General features: G+C 64.3%; 17 protein-coding genes. 9 read left to right on the top strand and 8 right to left on the bottom strand.

The window, feature by feature from the left end:
* The 4 genes from I2H36_RS19660 to I2H36_RS19645 all read right to left on the bottom strand — a co-directional run.
* Positions 1-249 (bottom strand): dephospho-CoA kinase (locus I2H36_RS19660; RefSeq protein WP_196265590.1); only part of this gene is annotated, 249 nt, incomplete at its 3' end.
* Entirely contained in the window at positions 246-1094 is an 849-nt protein-coding gene (locus I2H36_RS19655) for a shikimate dehydrogenase (RefSeq protein WP_196265594.1), read from the bottom strand. The genes I2H36_RS19655 and I2H36_RS19660, both read right to left, overlap by 4 nt.
* A gap of 118 nt (positions 1095-1212) precedes the next feature.
* The gene (locus tag I2H36_RS19650; RefSeq protein WP_196265589.1) at positions 1213-1830 is read right to left on the bottom strand and encodes a Maf family protein; all 618 of its coding nucleotides are present in this window, start codon (positions 1828-1830) and stop codon (positions 1213-1215) included.
* A 3-nt stretch (positions 1831-1833) separates the two neighbouring features.
* On the bottom strand, positions 1834-2664 hold the full coding sequence (locus I2H36_RS19645) for a pyruvate, phosphate dikinase/phosphoenolpyruvate synthase regulator (protein WP_196265588.1): 831 nt from the start codon (positions 2662-2664) through the stop codon (positions 1834-1836).
* A 381-nt stretch (positions 2665-3045) separates the two neighbouring features.
* On the opposite strand from I2H36_RS19645, the gene hemE reads away from it, so the two are divergent.
* Both hemE and hemJ read left to right on the top strand, forming a co-directional pair.
* Positions 3046-4083 (top strand): uroporphyrinogen decarboxylase, encoded by a 1038-nt coding sequence (gene hemE, locus I2H36_RS19640; protein ID WP_196265587.1) that lies wholly within the window; start codon positions 3046-3048, stop codon positions 4081-4083.
* An 8-nt stretch (positions 4084-4091) separates the two neighbouring features.
* A complete protein-coding gene (gene hemJ, locus I2H36_RS19635; RefSeq protein WP_196265593.1) occupies positions 4092-4517 on the top strand; it encodes a protoporphyrinogen oxidase HemJ in 426 nt (141 codons plus the stop codon).
* Between the two features lie 3 nt (positions 4518-4520).
* On the opposite strand, the gene I2H36_RS19630 is transcribed toward hemJ, so the two are convergent.
* Complete coding sequence (locus tag I2H36_RS19630) at positions 4521-4955, bottom strand: pyridoxamine 5'-phosphate oxidase family protein (protein WP_196265586.1); 435 nt, start codon at positions 4953-4955, stop codon at positions 4521-4523.
* Between the two features lie 258 nt (positions 4956-5213).
* Here I2H36_RS19630 and rho point away from each other — a divergent pair, with 258 nt between their 5' ends.
* Positions 5214-6479 (top strand): transcription termination factor Rho, encoded by a 1266-nt coding sequence (gene rho / locus I2H36_RS19625; RefSeq protein WP_196265585.1) that lies wholly within the window; start codon positions 5214-5216, stop codon positions 6477-6479.
* A gap of 201 nt (positions 6480-6680) precedes the next feature.
* Here the strand turns inward: rho and I2H36_RS19620 are convergent, their stop codons facing one another.
* The gene (locus tag I2H36_RS19620; RefSeq protein ID WP_196265584.1) at positions 6681-7619 is read right to left on the bottom strand and encodes a DMT family transporter; all 939 of its coding nucleotides are present in this window, start codon (positions 7617-7619) and stop codon (positions 6681-6683) included.
* 122 nt (positions 7620-7741) lie between these two features.
* Here I2H36_RS19620 and I2H36_RS19615 point away from each other — a divergent pair, with 122 nt between their 5' ends.
* Positions 7742-8251 (top strand): Lrp/AsnC family transcriptional regulator, encoded by a 510-nt coding sequence (locus I2H36_RS19615; protein WP_196265583.1) that lies wholly within the window; start codon positions 7742-7744, stop codon positions 8249-8251.
* A gap of 9 nt (positions 8252-8260) precedes the next feature.
* Here the strand turns inward: I2H36_RS19615 and I2H36_RS19610 are convergent, their stop codons facing one another.
* Positions 8261-10282 carry a thioredoxin domain-containing protein gene (locus I2H36_RS19610; RefSeq protein WP_196265582.1) on the bottom strand — a complete coding sequence of 674 codons (2022 nt, stop codon included), beginning with the start codon at positions 10280-10282 and terminating at the stop codon, positions 8261-8263.
* A 127-nt stretch (positions 10283-10409) separates the two neighbouring features.
* Here I2H36_RS19610 and mnmE point away from each other — a divergent pair, with 127 nt between their 5' ends.
* The 5 genes from mnmE to I2H36_RS19585 all read left to right on the top strand — a co-directional run bounded on the left by mnmE (position 10410) and on the right by I2H36_RS19585 (position 16179).
* Positions 10410-11720: a tRNA uridine-5-carboxymethylaminomethyl(34) synthesis GTPase MnmE gene (gene mnmE, locus I2H36_RS19605; RefSeq protein ID WP_196265592.1), complete on the top strand. Its 1311-nt coding sequence runs from the start codon at positions 10410-10412 to the stop codon at positions 11718-11720.
* A 215-nt stretch (positions 11721-11935) separates the two neighbouring features.
* Positions 11936-13822 (top strand): tRNA uridine-5-carboxymethylaminomethyl(34) synthesis enzyme MnmG, encoded by a 1887-nt coding sequence (gene mnmG, locus I2H36_RS19600; protein ID WP_196265581.1) that lies wholly within the window; start codon positions 11936-11938, stop codon positions 13820-13822.
* Complete coding sequence (gene rsmG / locus I2H36_RS19595) at positions 13819-14442, top strand: 16S rRNA (guanine(527)-N(7))-methyltransferase RsmG (protein WP_196265580.1); 624 nt, start codon at positions 13819-13821, stop codon at positions 14440-14442. The genes mnmG and rsmG overlap by 4 nt, the downstream gene beginning before the upstream one ends.
* Positions 14439-15278, top strand: a complete 840-nt coding sequence (locus I2H36_RS19590) for a ParA family protein (protein WP_196265579.1) — start codon at positions 14439-14441, stop codon at positions 15276-15278. Before rsmG ends, I2H36_RS19590 begins: the two co-directional genes overlap by 4 nt.
* A 19-nt stretch (positions 15279-15297) precedes the next feature.
* Positions 15298-16179 (top strand): ParB/RepB/Spo0J family partition protein, encoded by an 882-nt coding sequence (locus I2H36_RS19585; RefSeq protein WP_196265578.1) that lies wholly within the window; start codon positions 15298-15300, stop codon positions 16177-16179.
* Positions 16180-16242: 63 nt separating this feature from the next.
* Here the strand turns inward: I2H36_RS19585 and holA are convergent, their stop codons facing one another.
* Positions 16243-17262, bottom strand: a complete 1020-nt coding sequence (gene holA, locus I2H36_RS19580; protein ID WP_196265577.1) for a DNA polymerase III subunit delta — start codon at positions 17260-17262, stop codon at positions 16243-16245.
* Position 17263: the final 1 nt, after the last annotated feature.

The raw sequence follows: 17263 nt of genomic DNA, 5'->3' as shown, positions 1-17263 counted from the left end.
GATGGCTTCGAGCTGCTGCATGCGCTCCGGGCTGTTGAGAACCGCCGCTCCGAGCTTCGCGCGGTCGACAGCGTCGTGCGCCACGGTGCCGGGAAAGGCCTTTTCGATCAGCGGTGCGGCGCGGCCGCGATAGAGGCGGTGCACCGTGGCGTCGGCATCGTGGACCGGGACGCCGAGTTTCCGAAAAAGATCGGCGGTGGCCGATTTGCCCATGCCGATGGAGCCGGTGAGGCCGAGCACGAAGGTCATCGGGAGGCCTCGAGATCGGCGAGGATCACGGCCCTTAAGGCAGGCGTGACCTCCGGGGTGACGCCGAACCAGCGCCGGAAGCCGGGGACGGCCTGATGCAGCAGCATGCCGAGACCATCGACGGTTCGTAGGTTATGCGCGGCTGCGGCAGCCAAGAGGGGAGTTTCCAGCGGCACGTAGACGATGTCGGCCACCACGGCGTTGCGGGGCGCGCGGGAGAGGTCGATGGTCAAAGGCGGCTGGCCGGTCATGCCGAGCGACGTGGTGTTGACGATGAGCTGGGCATGCGGGATCACCCGCCCGAGCGCCTCCCAGGGCGAGGTCTCGATGGACACCGCACTGCCCGGCCTGAGATCGCGGGCGATATCCTCCGCTTTCGCCAAGGTGCGGTTCGCGACAAAAATGCGCTTGAGAGGGCGGTCCTGAAGGCCCGCCACCACGGCGCGGGCGGCACCACCGGCCCCGAGCACGAGGGCGGTCTCCACATCCTGTTCCCAGCCTGTCCCCAGGCTGGCATCGAGATTGCCGATGAATCCGAGCGCATCCGTGTTGTCGCCCCAGATCACCCCGTCCTCGACCCACAGGGTATTGACCGCGCCCACGCGCTGCGCCCGCTCGGTCCTGCGGGCGACGCCGAGGTAGGCTGCCTCCTTGTAGGGCAGGGTGACGTTGCCGCCGGCAAAGCCGCGCTCATGGAAGCTCGCCAGGAAGTCCCCGAAATTCACAGGCGCCACATCGATGCGCTCGTAGGAGCCGTCGAGACCATAGGCTTTCAGCCAGTGACCATGGATCAGCGGCGAGCGGGAATGCTTGATCGGATGGCCGACGACGAAGGCCTTCGCCATGAATTCTGTGTCCTTGAGCATCGTGCGGCCCGCTAGGTCCGGTCACACGATGCTCTCATTCAAGAAGAAAGCATCGGATTCAATCCCAAAAGTGGAATCCACTTTTGGGTCCGAGGCTTTAGAGCGCCAGGCAGCCGAGACGGCGCAGGGCGGCGAGAAGCGGCAGGAGCGGGAGCCCCAGGATCGTCGAGTGATCCCCTTCGACCGTCTCGAACAGATGGATGCCAAACCCTTCGAGCTGGTAAACGCCGACGCTTTTGAGCACGTCGGGACCAGCGAGGTCGAGATAAAGGTCGATGGCCTCGTCCGTCAGCGGCCGGAGGGTCAGGTGGGCCGTGTCCGAGAAGGTCTCGACCACCTGCCCGCCGATGGTGAGTGCCCCGGCGGAATGAAGAGAGTGCTGCCGCCCGGTCAGGCGCTTGAGCTGAAGGTGGGCAGCGTCGCGATCCGACGGCTTGTGAAACACCTGTCCCTCGCAGGCAAGCACCTGGTCGGCCCCGAGCACCACCCGCTCAGGATGGCGGCGGCTGACCGCGAGCGCCTTCTCCGCCGCGAGTCTGGCCGCGAGTGCTGGCGGATCAAGGCCTTCATGGGCGGCCGCCTCTTCGACAGCTCGTTCGTCAATACCGGAATCCTGCGTCTCGACCGAGAGGCCGGCGCTCACGAGCAGAGTCAGGCGGGTGGCGCTGGTGGAGGCCAGCAGCAGCTTTTCCGAAGGGGTCCAGAGCACGGGCATGGTCTACTCCGCGTTCAGGCGCTGGCGGCGGTCGCGGTAGTGATCGATGATCGCCGCCGCCGTCTCCTCGATGGAGCGGCGGGTCACGTCGATCACCGGCCAGCCGTTGCGGGCGAAGAGCCGCCGGGAGGCCGCGAGCTCCTCGGCCACCGCTTCCCGGTCCACATAAGAGGTGTCGTCATCGGCGTTCAGGCTCAAGAGCCGGTTCTGCCGGATCTGCACGATGCGCTCAGGGGTTGCCACGAGGCCGACGATCAGCGCGGTCTTCGCCGTCTCCAGGACGGCCGGCGGCGGCACCCCGGGCACGAGAGGGATGTTGGCGGTCTTCAATCCGCGATTGGCGAGATAGATCGAGGTCGGCGTCTTCGAGGTGCGGCTCACCCCCACCAGGATCACGTCTGCGTCGTCGAGATCGTGCGGCAGGTGCCCGTCATCGTGCAACAGGGTGAAATTCATGGCGTCGATGCGCTTGAAATACTCGGCATTCAGCATGTGCTGCGCGCCGGGCCGGGCGGTCGAATGGGTCCCGAGATAGGAAGAGAGCAGGGCATGGACCGGCTCGAGCACGGAGAGATGGGGCGAACCGGTGGCGCGGCAGACCTCCTCCAGGCGACTGGCGAGTTCCTCTTCCACGAGGGTGTAGAGCACGATGCCGGGCGCGGTCTCGATCTCGTGGATCACCCGCTCCAACTGGGTGTTGGAGCGCACCAGCGGATAGACGTGCTCGATGGCGGCTACGCCCTCGTACTGCGCCACCACCGCACGGGCGACGGTGATGAGGGTTTCACCCGTCGAGTCGGAGACGAGATGGAGATGGAAATAGCTGCGTCCCACGGCCCGATGTCTCCATGTACGAGGAGTCGATCAGTGTGGATAAAACGCTTGGAGGGAGAGGTCCAGCAAAAGGCCCTGTGGGATTCATCGCAAACGATCAACAGAGCTCCCCGTTGTGTGAGTCTTGAATCGACCCTTTGGGAGAATCCGGCACGAATCACCCGTGCCCGTTTGATTCAGATTTGGTTAATCTTCGTTAACGGGCTGTTAAGCTTTAAGATTCCGGAAAGGATTGTGGCGAGCCCGCCCCATCCGTTAATGAACCCTTAAGCCCTCGGGCGATGTGGACCGCCTGTGGACGGGGTTGCGGCTTCGTGATTCACGGCCCAAGAGAAACATCAGATTCTAAGATTCAAAGATTCTTCTTTTAAGAGAGGGCCTGTGAGCACACGTTCCACCAAGGCGATTTTGCGCGTGCTGAACGGCGAGCCGGTCTGGCCTCTGCCGATCTGGATCATGCGTCAGGCCGGCCGCTACCTGCCGGAATACCGGGAGACCCGCAAACAGGCGGGATCCTTCCTCGATCTCTGCTACAACCCACGGCTTGCCGAGGAGGTGACGCTTCAGCCGATCCGCCGCTTTGGGTTTGACGCCTCGATCCTGTTCTCCGACATCCTGGTCATCCCCCATGCGCTCGGCCAGGATGTGCGCTTCGTCGAGAACGAGGGACCTAAGCTCGATCCGATCACCGAGGCGAAGGATTTTTCCAGACTGGCCGACGAGCTGCCGCTGGACCGGCTCGACCCGGTTTTCGAAACGTTGGACCGTCTGAGCAAGTCCCTGCCGAAGGAGACCACGTTGCTGGGCTTCTGCGGCGCGCCCTGGACGGTAGCGAGCTACATGATCGCCGGTAAGGGCACCCCGGACCAGGCGCCGGCCCGTCTCACCGCCTATCGCGATCCCGCCTTCATGGACCAGCTCATCGACCGGCTGGTGCGTGCCTCCACGGCCTATCTCATCCGCCAGATCGATGCGGGCGCGGAGGCCGTGCAGATCTTCGAGAGCTTCGGCTCCGCCCTGCCGCCCGCTCTGTTCGACCGGTTGTCGCTCAACCCGATCCGCCGCATGGTCGAAGGCCTCAAAAGCGCGCGGCCGAACGCCAAAGTGATCGTGTTCGTGCGCGGCGGCGGGGCCAATCTCCACCGCTTCGCAGCAAGCGGAATCGGCGACGGGCTGGCGCTCGACTGGACGCTCGATCCGGCGCAGGTGCTGCCGACGCTGCCGAGCACCCTCGCGACCCAGGGCAATCTCGATCCGCTGGCGCTGATCGCCGGCGGTGCGCCCATGGAGCAGGGGATCGATCATATCCTGAATGCGGTGCGCGGCCGCCCGCATATCTTCAATCTCGGGCACGGCATCCTGCCGGAGACACCGGTCGAGCACGTGGCGCAGATGATCGCCCGCGTGCGGGGGGCTTAAGAAAAATGTTGTATCTGTGGCTCAAGGCGTTTCACGTCGTCGCCGTCATCGCCTGGATGGCTGGCATGCTCTACCTGCCGCGCCTCTTCGTCTATCACAGCGAGACGCAGAAAGGTTCGATCCAGTCCGAGACCTTCAAGATCATGGAGCGGCGCCTGCTCAAGGCGATCATCAACCCGGCCATGATCGTCACCTGGGTGCTCGGTCTCTATCTCATGTGGGATGGCGGCTGGTACACCTCCGGCTGGATGCACGGGAAGCTGCTGCTGGTGCTGATCCTTTCCGGTCTCCACGGCGTCTATGTGCGCCGTCTCAAGGAATTCGCCGCCGACAAGAACACCAAACCGGCGAAATACTATCGCATCCTCAACGAGGTGCCGACGGTCCTGATGATCGGAATCGTGATCCTGGTGATCGTAAAGCCGTTTGGATGATGCTCAGAGCTTGATCTCGCCCTCATCCACACCGTGCCAGTAATGGATGCGGGTTGCGTGAACCTTGATCAGGACGAGGCCCGGGGTGTCGATACCGTCCTTGAACCAGATTTCGAGATCCTTCGTCCAATGCTCTTCGAAGGCTTTCTTGTCGCGGATCAGCTCGGCGCGCCCTTCGACCGCAATGAAGATCGGGGGCTTGCCGAGAAGGCTCTTGCTGCCCTGGAAGGCCAATGACACCTTCGGATCCCGCTTGATGTCGTCGACGGTCCGCGTGTCCTCGTAGGAGAAGAAATAGGAATCGCCCTCGTAGGCAACATCGCCGTTGTTGCTCATGGGCCGGCCCGCGATCTCGCCTCCTTCCGCGTGGGTCGAGAGCATGGCGAAGTCGATGTCGCGCATCTTGTCGGACAGGTCGGCGAGGGTCAGCTGGCTCACGGTGGTTTTCTCCCTGATCGGCCAGCGATAACCGCTCTCCCGAACATTCCGTTCCGGGGAGAGGCGGCGAAGGCTCTTGTGATTTCCGGAGAAAACGGCTAAATAATAATTCTCCTTCCTCCAAGACAGGTGCGCTGCACGGGCCCTCAGGGCTCTTCAGTCACGGTTCGTGAACCCGGCGGCCCTGTCGAACGTTTCCTCTGTCTCCTCCCGCGTTCAGCCCACCAGCCCGCGCCCTTACCCCGAGAGTGTTCCCCGATGAGGGAAATCAAACTTCAAGACCTGAAATCCAAGACGCCGACCGAACTCATCGCCTTCGCCGAGGAGCTCGAGGTCGAGAACGCCAGCACCATGCGCAAGCAGGAGCTCATGTTCGCGATCCTCAAGCAGCTGGCGGCGCGCGAGGTTGAGATCATCGGCGCGGGCGTCGTCGAGGTGCTGCAGGACGGCTTCGGCTTCCTGCGCTCGGCCGATTCGAACTACCTGCCCGGCCCCGACGACATCTACGTGTCGCCCTCGCAGATCCGGAAATTCGGCCTGCGCACCGGCGACACGGTGGACGGCCCGATCCGCGGCCCGAAGGAAGGCGAACGCTATTTCGCGCTGCTCAAGGTCAACACCATCAATTTCGAGGATCCCGAGAAGATCCGGCACAAGGTCCATTTCGACAACCTGACGCCGCTCTTCCCGCACGAGCGCTTCAACCTCGAAATCGCCGATCCCACGCGCAAGGATTTCTCGCCGCGCATCATCGACATCGTGTCGCCCATCGGCAAAGGCCAGCGCGCGCTGATCGTCGCGCCGCCGCGCACGGGTAAGACCGTGCTGATGCAGAACGTGGCGCAGTCGATCACCACCAACCATCCCGAGTGCTACCTCATCGTACTGCTCATCGACGAGCGCCCGGAGGAAGTCACCGACATGCAACGGTCCGTGAAGGGCGAGGTCGTGGCCTCCACCTTCGACGAGCCGGCGACCCGCCACGTGCAGGTGGCCGAGATGGTGATCGAGAAGGCCAAGCGCCTGGTGGAGCATGGCCGCGACGTGGTCATCCTTCTCGACTCGATCACCCGCCTGGGCCGCGCCTACAACACGGTGGTGCCGTCATCCGGCAAGGTGCTCACCGGCGGTGTGGATGCGAACGCCCTGCAGCGTCCGAAGCGCTTCTTCGGTGCGGCGCGTAACATCGAGGAGGGCGGCTCGCTCACCATCATCGCCACCGCGCTGATCGACACCGGCTCGCGCATGGACGAGGTGATCTTCGAAGAGTTCAAGGGCACCGGCAACTCTGAAATCATCCTGGACCGCAAGGTCGCCGACAAGCGCACCTTCCCGGCCATCGACATCACCCGTTCCGGCACCCGCAAGGAAGAGCTGCTGGTTCCGGCCGATACGCTCAAGAAGATGTACGTGCTGCGCCGCATCCTCAACCCGATGGGCACGGTCGACGCCATCGAGTTCCTGCTCGACAAGCTGCGCCAGACCAAGTCGAACGGCGAGTTCTTCGATTCGATGAACACCTGAGTCGCACCATCCGCATTGGTCATCAGCCCCATCCTCTCACAAGAGGGTGGGGTTTTTCTTTGCCCTTAGAACATCCCCATGAGCGCCAGCACGATCAGCGTCAGCACGGCGGAGATCAGGAGCGAACCCGCGCATCCCAGGCGGTTCGAGAAGAAAAAGAACATGCGTGCTCCGATGGCTCATGAAACCTGAGCGTCGTCATCAACCCTTCGATACGGCTTTGCCGGGTGCGGGCTGGCTGACGATGCCGCTTGCGAGCACAACGCCCAGGGTCGCCATGGCTATCCCGACCAGGGCCGCAGGCTCTGGAAATTCCCCGAGGACCGGAATGGCGATCAGGGCCGCGAGCACGATCGCGATCGGGGAGACGGCGGCAGCGCGCGAAGCGCCGAGCCGGTCGACCGCGACCCCGTAGAGCACGATGCCCGCAACGCCTGAGAGAAGGCCTTGAAAGACAATCTGTAGTATGAGCGGCACGGCAAGCCCGCTGCCGAAGGCGCGGATCAGCGGTGGTGTGCCGAACGGTAGGAGGATCAGGACGGACCAGAGGGCAATTAGAGCTGCCGCCTGCAGGGCCGACAGGCCGCTGCGCCGATAAGCATGAGTGTAGATGCCCCAGAGACAGGCCCCGGTCAGCAGCAACGCATGCCCGCGCCAAGCGCCGTTGCCGGCGAGCAGAAGCCCGTAGCCGCCGATGCACACCACGCCGATCAGGATGAGGGTGAAACCGGCAAGCCGCACGCCTCCCACGCGCTCTCCGAACGCCAGCCATCCGATGAGAGCGACGAAGAGCGGCATGGTGCCGGGCAGGAGCGGACCGATCTCGGCCGCCGGCGCGAATTGCATGCCCAGCGCCACGATCAGGAAGAACGGTGCGCCGGAGCCGAGGAGCGCCAGTCCTTTCAGGACGCTCAGACCTTTCGGGAACAAGCCGGCCCCCCAGCTGAAAGGAAGCAGGACAAGAGCCGGCACGCCGAACCGGAGCAGACCCACGGCCGCGGGCGGCAGGTCGTGCGTGACCGCATGGCGGGTCGCCACAGCCCATACGCCCCAGATCGTCACCGTGGCAAAAGCTGCAAGCCATCCGATGAGGGCAGAGCGGGCGCTGCTCTTGGGTGTATCCGCAATCATGTCGGACATGACAAGACTCCTTTGATGGCGTTGAGTATAGCCTGTCGCATTGAGGCATGTCCTTGCGATCTGGGACTTGCTTCATGCTGATTCTTGGCAGAAGATTGCGTGAAAGCGGATACATGTGATCCATGCCCTATATTGACCTCGACGCTATCGACCTGAAAATCCTGGGTGCATTGCAGGCCGATGGACGCCTGACCAACCAGGAACTGGCCGATCAGGTCGGGCTCTCTCCCTCGCCCTGCCTGCGCCGGGTCCGGCGCCTGGAGCGCGACGGTTTCATCCGGGGCTACCGGGCCGTGCTCGGCCGGGAATATGTCGGACTCGGGCTGACTGTTTTCGTGGACATCAAAGTGGAAAAGCATTCGCGTGAGAATGCGACGGCTTTGCAGGAGGCGCTTGCCGCCATGGCGGAGGTGGTGGCCTGCCACATGGTGTCCGGTACGGCCGACTTCATGGCCGAGATCGTCGTACCCAACCTCAAGGCCTATGAACGGCTGCTTTCTGAAAAGCTCCTGACCCTGCCGATGATCGGCGACATCCGGTCCAACTTCTCCCTGTCACGCGTGAAATCCGACGCGGCTATCCCGCTGACGCATCTGAAGCGGGACGAGGTCAAACGGGAGCCGGATTGCTGAGGCGTGGGTTCATGCCGAGTTGCCTGGATCCGATGACAACATCTCCCGCACCCGCGCCTTCAACCCCTCCGCATCCGTGACCGGCAGGGAGCAGCGCTGGCCGGCGCAGACGAGGGCCTGAGCCTCTGCATCTGAAGCCGCGAGAGCTTTGGCCGGGTGGTTGTCGTCCAGCATTTCATGCTCGCGCAGCCAGCGGACGCTGCGGTCGGGGTAGGGGATCTGTAGGGCGGCTTCGTAGAGAGATGCGTTGTTTCCCGTGACGAGGATGCTCAGGCCTCGCAGGTGGAGGTCGAGGGCATTGAGGATCGATGTGTGGCTCAAGGGCGAGGCGTGGGCGGCGCCGATGAGCCGGTCCAAAGTGTCGGCGGCCTGATGGATGTCCTCCTCGGTCTCCGTGATCTGCGCCAGCCGGACGAGGGCCTCGGCGAAGACGCCGTTGGCGTTCGGCACCGCCTCGTCCTGCGTGGGCTGAGGCCGCACTACCAAAGGGTCTGCGCCTTTTGCCGTCATGGCGAGGCTGCCGGTTTCCCCGACCATGAATTCGGTGAGCAACACGTCGCGCCAGGTTTGCGCATCCTGGAGATAGGCGGCCTCCGACGTCGCCTCGTAGAGCGCAAGCGCCGCCCGCATCATGGCGGCATGATCGAGGGCGAAGCCCGGAAAGATCAGGGACCCTCCGCGCCAGGAATGGCCGAGCCGGCCATCCCGGCTCATGGTGCCGGTCACGAAACCATAAGCCCGTTGCGCAAGGGCAATCCAGCCTCGCCGGTCGAGGAGGGGGGCGGCCCGCACGAGCGCGCCGATCATCAGCCCGTTCCAGTCGGCCAGCACCTTGTCGTCGAGGCCGGGCCTTACCCTCGCCGTCCGCCGCTCCAGGAGCTTTGCCCGTAGGGCAGACAGCCACTGTTCCACGGGGGCGGGAGCCTCGCCGGAGATGAGCCGGTTCGGGATGTTGTGGCCCTCGAAGTTACCCTCCTGGGTAATGTCGTAGACCTTCGCGAAGAAGGCGGCGTCCTCCTCGCCTAAGGCCTCTCTGATTTCGCCCAGGCTCCAGACATAGAACCGGCCCTCCTCGCCCTCCGAATCCGCGTCGAGGCTGGACGCGAAGGCGCCGTCGGGCGTCACCATCTCCCGCTCGAGCCAAGTGACGATGCCCTCGGCGGCCTGCCGGAAGAGGGGACGGCCGGTCTCCGAAAACGCGAGCGCATAGAGCTCCAGGAGCTGGGCATTGTCGTAGAGCATCTTTTCGAAATGCGGCACGAGCCAGCGCTCATCGACGGAATAGCGGGCGAAGCCGCCGCCAAGATGGTCCTGGATGCCGCCGAGCGCCATCCGCTCCAGGGTCAGGAGGAAGCGATGCCGCGCCGCGCCGTCGTTGGCTCGCCGGGCATAACGCAGGAGGAATTCGAGGATCGGCGGGTTGGGGAATTTCGGCGCACCCTGCAACCCGCCATGCTCCGTGTCGATCAGCTCCGTCAGGCGCAGACCCATTTGGTCGAGATCGGCAAGGCCGAGCCCGCCGCCGTCGCCTGTTTCCACCTTGGCGATATGCTGCTTGATGGCATCGCGGTTCTTGAAAACCCGCTCAGGCTCGGCATCGTAGAGGCGGCTGATCTCGCGCAGAACCGCCACGAAGCCGGGGCGGCCGAAGCGCGGCTCCTTGGGGAAATAGGTGCCGCCCCAGAACGGTTCACCCTCCGGCGTCAGGAACATGGTGAGCGGCCAGCCGCCGGGCTCGCCCAGAAGGTGCAGGGCACTCATATAGACATGGTCGACATCGGGCCGCTCTTCCCGGTCGACCTTGATGTTCACGAAGAGCTCGTTCATGACCGCAGCCGTGTCGGCGTCTTCGAAGCTCTCGTGCGCCATCACGTGGCACCAGTGGCAGGCGGCATAGCCGATGGAGATCAGGATCGGCCTGTTCTGCCGCTTGGCCTCCGCCAGGGCATCGGGTCCCCATTCCCACCAATGGACAGGATTGTCCCGGTGCTGCAGGAGATAAGGGGAAGAGGCGTCCTTGAGGCGGTTCATCGGTCCTGCTCCGGATTCCAGGGTAACCGGCCGGGATGATCGATTTGGGTCTGAGCCGATCCCGGATGCTGTTTTGTTTAAGGCTCCGCCAGAGTTAAATCCGCTTCTCTTGATGAGGTTCATGTCCATGCGGTCCGACGATACGATCTTCGCCATCGCTTCCGGCCACGGCCGGGCCGCCGTGTGCTTGATCCGGATCAGCGGGCCGGAGAGCCGGTTGATCCTGGAGCGGATGGCGGACGGGGTGCCACAGCCCCGACGGGCGGTGGTGCGGACCTTGCGCGATCCCGCTACCGGCGATCCCCTCGATCAGGCCCTCGTGCTCTGGATGCCGGGGCCGGGGAGCTTTACCGGCGAGGACCAGGCCGAGCTGCACATCCATGGCGGCCTTGCCACCCGCGCGGCCGTGCTGCGAACTCTCTCGTCCGTCGTGAACTGCCGCCCGGCCGAGGCCGGCGAGTTCACCCGCCGGGCCTTTCTCAACGGGCGCATGGACCTGTCCCAAGTGGAGGGGCTTGCCGATATCATCGATGCCGAGACGGAGGCCCAGCGCCGGCAGGCGATGCTCCAGCTCGGTGGGCGCCTCGGCAATGCCGCCGAGGGCTGGCGCGAGAGCATTCTGCAGGTTCTCGCCCTGCTTGAAGCCAGCCTCGATTTCTCGGACGAAGGTGACGTGCCGGAAGATCTGGAGGCGGACATCCTGCGCATGATCGACGGCGTCGAGGGGGAGATTGGCCGGGCACTGGCCAACCGCAGCGGCGAGCGGCTGCGGGAGGGTCTCACCGTGGTGCTGGCCGGCCCGCCCAATGCGGGCAAGTCGACCCTGCTCAATGCGCTGGCCCAGCGGGACGTCGCCATCGTGTCGCCGATTGCCGGCACGACCCGGGACGTGATCGAGGTCCATTGCGATCTCGGCGGCCTTCCGGTGGTCATCGTCGACACGGCGGGCCTGCGGGAGAGTACCGACCTGATCGAGCAGGAGGGTGTGTCCCGTGCTCGCGCTCGGGCGCAGGATGCCGACCTCGTCCTCTGGCTCGTGCCGCCGGACGGGGAGGAGAGTGCGCCGCCGCCTGCAAGGCGCCTGCTGAAGGTGGGGACGAAGGCCGACCTCCGGCAGCCGGGTCACGGCTGTGACATCATGATTGCCGCTGCGACCGGCGAGGGGTTGCCGGAGTTGATCGCCCACCTCGAGGCTGAGGCTGCAAGCCTGATGGGGCAGGGGGATGCGGTGATCACCCGTGAGCGTCATCGAAAAGCCTTGGACCGCGCTCAAGGATGCCTGATCCGTACACGGGATATGCTCGCGAGCCGGGGACCGCTGGAACTTGCCGCCGAAGAGGCGAGGCTCGCGGCCCGCGCCATCGGTGAGATCACCGGACGGGTGGATGTGGAGGATGTGCTTGACCGGCTGTTCTCCAGCTTCTGCATCGGCAAATAGCTTGCAGGCGACCCGCGCCGATAACCATGCGGCGAATCTGTGCGACTCCTGATTTCAGCTGTTCACGAATCGGTGGAACGGTGCTGAATCCGCTCTGGATAGCCTGTGGACGGGCTGTGCGGAGATGGGGAAGGCCCAAAATGTTTCACGTGAAACATTTTGCCCTTTTGACCTTGGACCCAGCGCTGCGTAGACCCCTGTTTATGGAAACCAACATGAGTTCTTCGTTCGATGTGATCGTCGTAGGCGGCGGCCATGCCGGGGCCGAGGCGGCTGCGGCTGCGGCGCGCATGGGCGCCCGCACGGCTCTGGTCACGCACAAGCTCTCGACCATTGGTGCCATGTCGTGCAATCCGGCTATCGGCGGCCTCGGCAAGGGCCATCTCGTCCGGGAAATTGATGCCCTCGACGGTATCATGGGCCGCATCGCCGACCGCGCCGGCATCCAGTTCCGGCTGCTCAACCGCCGCAAGGGTCCTGCCGTGCGCGGGCCCCGCACCCAGGCTGACCGCAAGCTTTACGCCCGCGCCATGCAGGCTGAGCTTCTGAACACCCCGCACCTCACCATCGTTGAGGGCGAGGCCGATGACCTGATCGTGCAGGCGGACCGGATCGCCGGGTTGCTGCTCACCGATGGGCGGAAACTCACCGCCGGCGCCGTGGTCATCACCACCGGCACCTTCCTGTCCGGCCTGATCCATATCGGCGAGAAGAAGATCCCGGCTGGCCGCATGGGCGAGCGCCCTTCGCTCGGCTTGCCCAAGACCTTTGCCCGGCTCGGCTTCACCCTCGGTCGCCTCAAGACCGGCACCCCGCCCCGCCTCGACGGCCGCACTATCGACTGGGCCGGCGTTGACAGGCAGGCGGCCGATGACGAACCGGTGCCGTTTTCCCTGCTCACCACCCGCATCACCAACCCTCAGATCGAATGCGGCGTCACCCGCACCACGGCCAAGGTCCACGACCTGATCCGGGATAACCTGCACCGCTCGGCCATGTATTCGGGCGAGATCCAGGGAACGGGACCGCGCTACTGTCCGTCCATTGAGGACAAGGTGGTGCGCTTCGGTGACCGCGATGGCCACCAGATCTTTTTGGAGCCGGAAGGCCTCGACGACATCACCGTCTATCCGAATGGCATCTCCACCTCCCTGCCCGAGGACGTGCAGCGCGCTTTCCTCAAGCACATTCCCGGCCTGGAGAAGGTGCATATGCTCCAGCCGGCCTATGCCATCGAGTACGATTACGTCGACCCGCGCAACCTCACTGCCGGGCTCGAAACCAAGGCCGTGCAGGGGCTGTTTCTCGCCGGCCAGATCAACGGCACCACCGGTTATGAGGAGGCGGCCGCCCAAGGGCTGGTTGCCGGCCTCAATGCAGCCCGTCGCGCTTGCGACCACGAGGGCATCGTCTTCGACCGGGCCGAGTCGTATATCGGCGTGCTCGTGGACGATCTGATCACCCGGGGGGTCAGCGAGCCCTACCGCATGTTCACCTCCCGGTCCGAGTACCGCCTGAGCCTGCGCATCGACAATGTTGACGAGCGCCTCACCGGCAGGGGGCTGGAGATCGGTTGCGTCGGTCCGGAGCGCGAGGCGCATTTCCAGCGCTCCCAGGAGGAGATCCGAGGGACGCGGCAGCGGCTTCAGGCCCGTGCTGTGACCCCCCAAGAAGCGTCACGGCACGGGTTGGAGCTGAACCAGGATGGCATCCGCCGCTCCGCCTATCAGCTTCTCTCCTATCCGAATATCGGCTGGTCCGACCTGTTGCGGATCTGGCCAGATTTCGATTCGGTCAGCGCTTCCGTCCGCGAACGCCTGGAAACGGACGCCACCTACGCGGTCTATCTCGACCGGCAGCAGGCGGATATCGCCGCTTACCGTCGCGATGAGAGCGTGGTGTTGGAGGAGAGCATCGATTTCCAGGGGCTGCCCGGGCTGTCGAACGAGATCAAGGCCAAGCTCGACCGGGTGCGCCCGAAGACCCTCGGTCAGGCCGCTCGTATCGAGGGCATCACCCCTGCGGCCCTGACGCTGCTGGCGGCCCATGCCCGCAAGGCGCCAGCGCGGGCTGCGCGATCCATGGAAGCGGGGCAGGTATGACCGCGGCCAAGAGCGCGTCCGATCTAAATGTTTCACGTGAAACATTCGAGAAGCTGAAGCTGCTGGAGCGGGAGCTTCGCCGCTGGCAGTCGATCAAGAACCTCGTCGGTCCGGCCACGCTCGACCAGATCTGGGAGCGGCACATTGTCGATTCGCTCCAGCTTCTCGATCTTGCGCCTGAGTCGAAGACCTGGCTCGACCTCGGTTCCGGGGCCGGTTTTCCCGGTCTCGTGCTCGCTATCGCGGGAGCGGAGAGGGGGCTCAAGGTTCATCTCGTCGAGAGCAATTCGCGCAAATGCGCCTTTCTCCGGCAGATTGCACGGCTGACCGGATCGCCTGCGACTGTGCATGAGGCGCGGCTGGAAACTGTCATTCCAGGCTTCGTCGGCAAGGCCGATGTGGTCTCGGCCCGCGCCCTGGCGGCGCTGCCACAGCTGCTGGAATGGACTGAACCCATGTTGAAAGCGGGGACAATCGGCCTCTTCCCCAAGGGCCGAGACGCCGAGATCGAATTGACCGAGGCCCGGAAAAGGTGGACATTCGAGGCGGAGACCCTGCCGAGCTTGACCGATTCCGACGCCAGGATTCTTCGCATAACCTCCATCGAGAGCCATTCATGATGACCGACCGTAACGGACCCGAAGCAGGCGCGCGTGGGGTGAAACCGCGCGTTCTCGTGCTCGCCAACCAGAAGGGCGGCGTCGGCAAGACCACGACGGCGATCAATCTCGGCACGGCGCTGGCCGCCATCGGCGAGCGGGTGCTGATCATCGATCTCGACCCGCAAGGCAACGCCTCGACGGGTCTCGGCATCGATCGCAAGAACCGGCAGACCTCCACCTACCATGTGCTCGCCGGCGAGGCATCCCTGGAGGAGAGCATCACCGAGACGGTCGTGCCCGGATTGTCGGTGGCGCCCTCGACCCTCGACCTCCTCGGCATCGAACTGGAGATCGCCAACGAGCGGAATCGAGCTCACCGCCTCCGTTCGGCGATTCAGGAACTTTCGGGCGCTGAGGTAAGCGAACCATTTACCTATATTTTGATCGATTGCCCGCCATCGCTCAATCTTCTGACCATCAATGCCTTGACCGCTGCTGACGCCGTTCTGGTACCGCTCCAATGCGAATTTTTTGCTCTGGAAGGCCTCAGCCAGCTGCTCAAGACGGTCGAGCAGGTCCGTTCTGCCCTCAACCCGGAGCTCACAATCCATGGGGTCGTGCTGACCATGTTCGACCCGCGCAACAACCTGTCCGGCCAGGTCGTGGCCGATGTGCGCCAGTTCATGGGCACCAAGGTTTACGAAACCATGATCCCGCGCAACGTGCGCGTGTCCGAGGCGCCGTCCCACGGCAAGCCGGTTCTGCTCTATGATCTGAAATGTGCCGGGTCGCAGGCCTATCTGCGTCTGGCCTCCGAAGTCATCCAGCGCGAACGCGCCCTGCGCGCCGCGTAATAAGAATTGAGAAGACGAAATGGCTAAAGAGATGAAATCGCTGGGCCGTGGACTGGCCGCCCTCATCGGCGAGGTCGGGGAGGAAATGGGCACCCTCGAGCGCAAGGGTTTCACGCCGAAATCCGTGCCCGTGGAGTTCCTGCGCGCGAACCCGCGCAACCCGCGCAAAGTCTTCGACGACACGGACCTGAGCGAGCTGACTCAGTCCATCAAGGATCGCGGCATCATCCAGCCCATCGTCGTGCGACCGGTCACGAACAGCAGCGACCAATACGAGATCGTCGCCGGCGAACGCCGCTGGCGTGCGGCCCAGAAGGCTGGTTTGCACCGGGTTCCGGTGGTGGTCGTCCATATCGATGACAAGACCTCGCTCGAATACGCAATCCTCGAGAATGTTCAGCGCGCGGACCTCAACCCCATCGAGGAGGCTGAAGGCTATTCGCGCCTGATGGCCGAATTCTCCTACACCCAGGAAAACCTCTCCAAGATCATCGGCAAGAGCCGCAGCCACATCGCTAATACTCTGCGCCTCACCGAACTGCCGGTGACCGTGCGCAAGCTGCTGATCGACCGCAAGCTCACGGCGGGCCATGGCCGCGCTCTTCTTTCCGTGAACGACCCGGTCCAGGTGGCCAAGCGCGTCATCGACGAAGGCATGAGCGTGCGCCAGGTGGAGGAGATCGCCCAGGGCGATACGGGAAACTCATCGAAGATTGCCGCTAAGGCAGCCAAGCCCGGCCATGCGCAGAAGGATCCAGACACCCGTGCTCTGGAAAAGGCCCTGCAGGACGTGCTCGGCCTCACCGTCAGCATCGATCACAAAGGCCAAGGCGGCGAATTGCGCATCAAATACAAGACCTTAGATCAATTGGACGGCCTGTGCCGGCGGTTGAACCCGTAAAAGACGCGTTCTCGCACTGTCATTCCGGGCTCCGCTGCGCGCCCCCGAAATGACAAGGTGCGACTACCGCCGTGCCGCTCTTGCGATATCGAGCAGGGTCTTGGCCGCGATGGTGTCAGCGAGATCGGCCATGCGGCGGGTCTGGAGCAGGTTCGTCTGCAGCAGGGAGATTGCATTCTTCAGGCTGTCGCCCGTCCAGCGCTGGAGATGACGCTCGACCAGGGGCTTTCGCCGGAAATGCAGGCTGCGCATGGTTTCCATCACGGCCGGGATCGGGCGGCCTTCTTCGACGGAGAGGCGCGCGGCGAGCAGCATCAAGGCATGGCGGAGCGCCGCGCCGAGCAGCACGCTCGCGTTCACGCCCTCGGCCGCGAGACGCCGGGAGCCGGTTTCCAGGCCCGTGCCTTCGCCGGCAAAAGCCGCGTCGATCACCGCATCCATGGCAAGGCTCGACACGTCGCTCATGATGGCGTCCACGTCGGCGAGCGTGATCTCCCGCTGGCCATGGGCATAGAGCATCAGCTTGTTGAGCTCGCCGCGGGTAGCGAGGCGGTCGCCGCCGAGGCTCGCGATCAGGGCCGTGCGGGCCTCGCGCTGGATCGAAAAGCCATTCGCTTTCAACGCTTCGTCGACAACCGTGCCGAGATCGCGACCGGTATCCGCATAGCAGGGCAGGGCCAGTGCCTTCTGCGAGCGCTCGCAGAGGGTGCGCAAGGGTGACGACTTTTGAAGGTCGCCGCCTTCGATGACGATCACCGTGTCCTGCAACTCGCCCTTCAGGACCGCATCCACGGCCGGCGCGATGTTGCGCGAGGTGGCCTTCACCCAGATGGCGCGCTTACCTCCAAACAACCCCATGGTGCCGGCTTCGTCCGCCAGGCGTCCTGGATCGGCCGCGATGTCGTCGCCGTCGATGCGGATCATCTGGAACGGGTCGGAAGCATCGTCCACGGAGCGTTCGGCCACCACACGGGCGCGCTCATTGATGAGGCCCATGTCGGGCCCGTAGAACAGGAACACGCCGATGCGCGGATCGGGGCGCCGCAGCGCTCCCTCCACGTCACCGGCTTTGACGGCCACCATC

This window comes from Microvirga terrestris, from assembly GCF_015694425.1.
Classification (GTDB): domain Bacteria; phylum Pseudomonadota; class Alphaproteobacteria; order Rhizobiales; family Beijerinckiaceae; genus Microvirga; species Microvirga terrestris.
The sequence above is the reverse complement of the archived record's forward strand: the minus strand, read 5'-3'. Positions and strand labels throughout refer to the sequence as shown.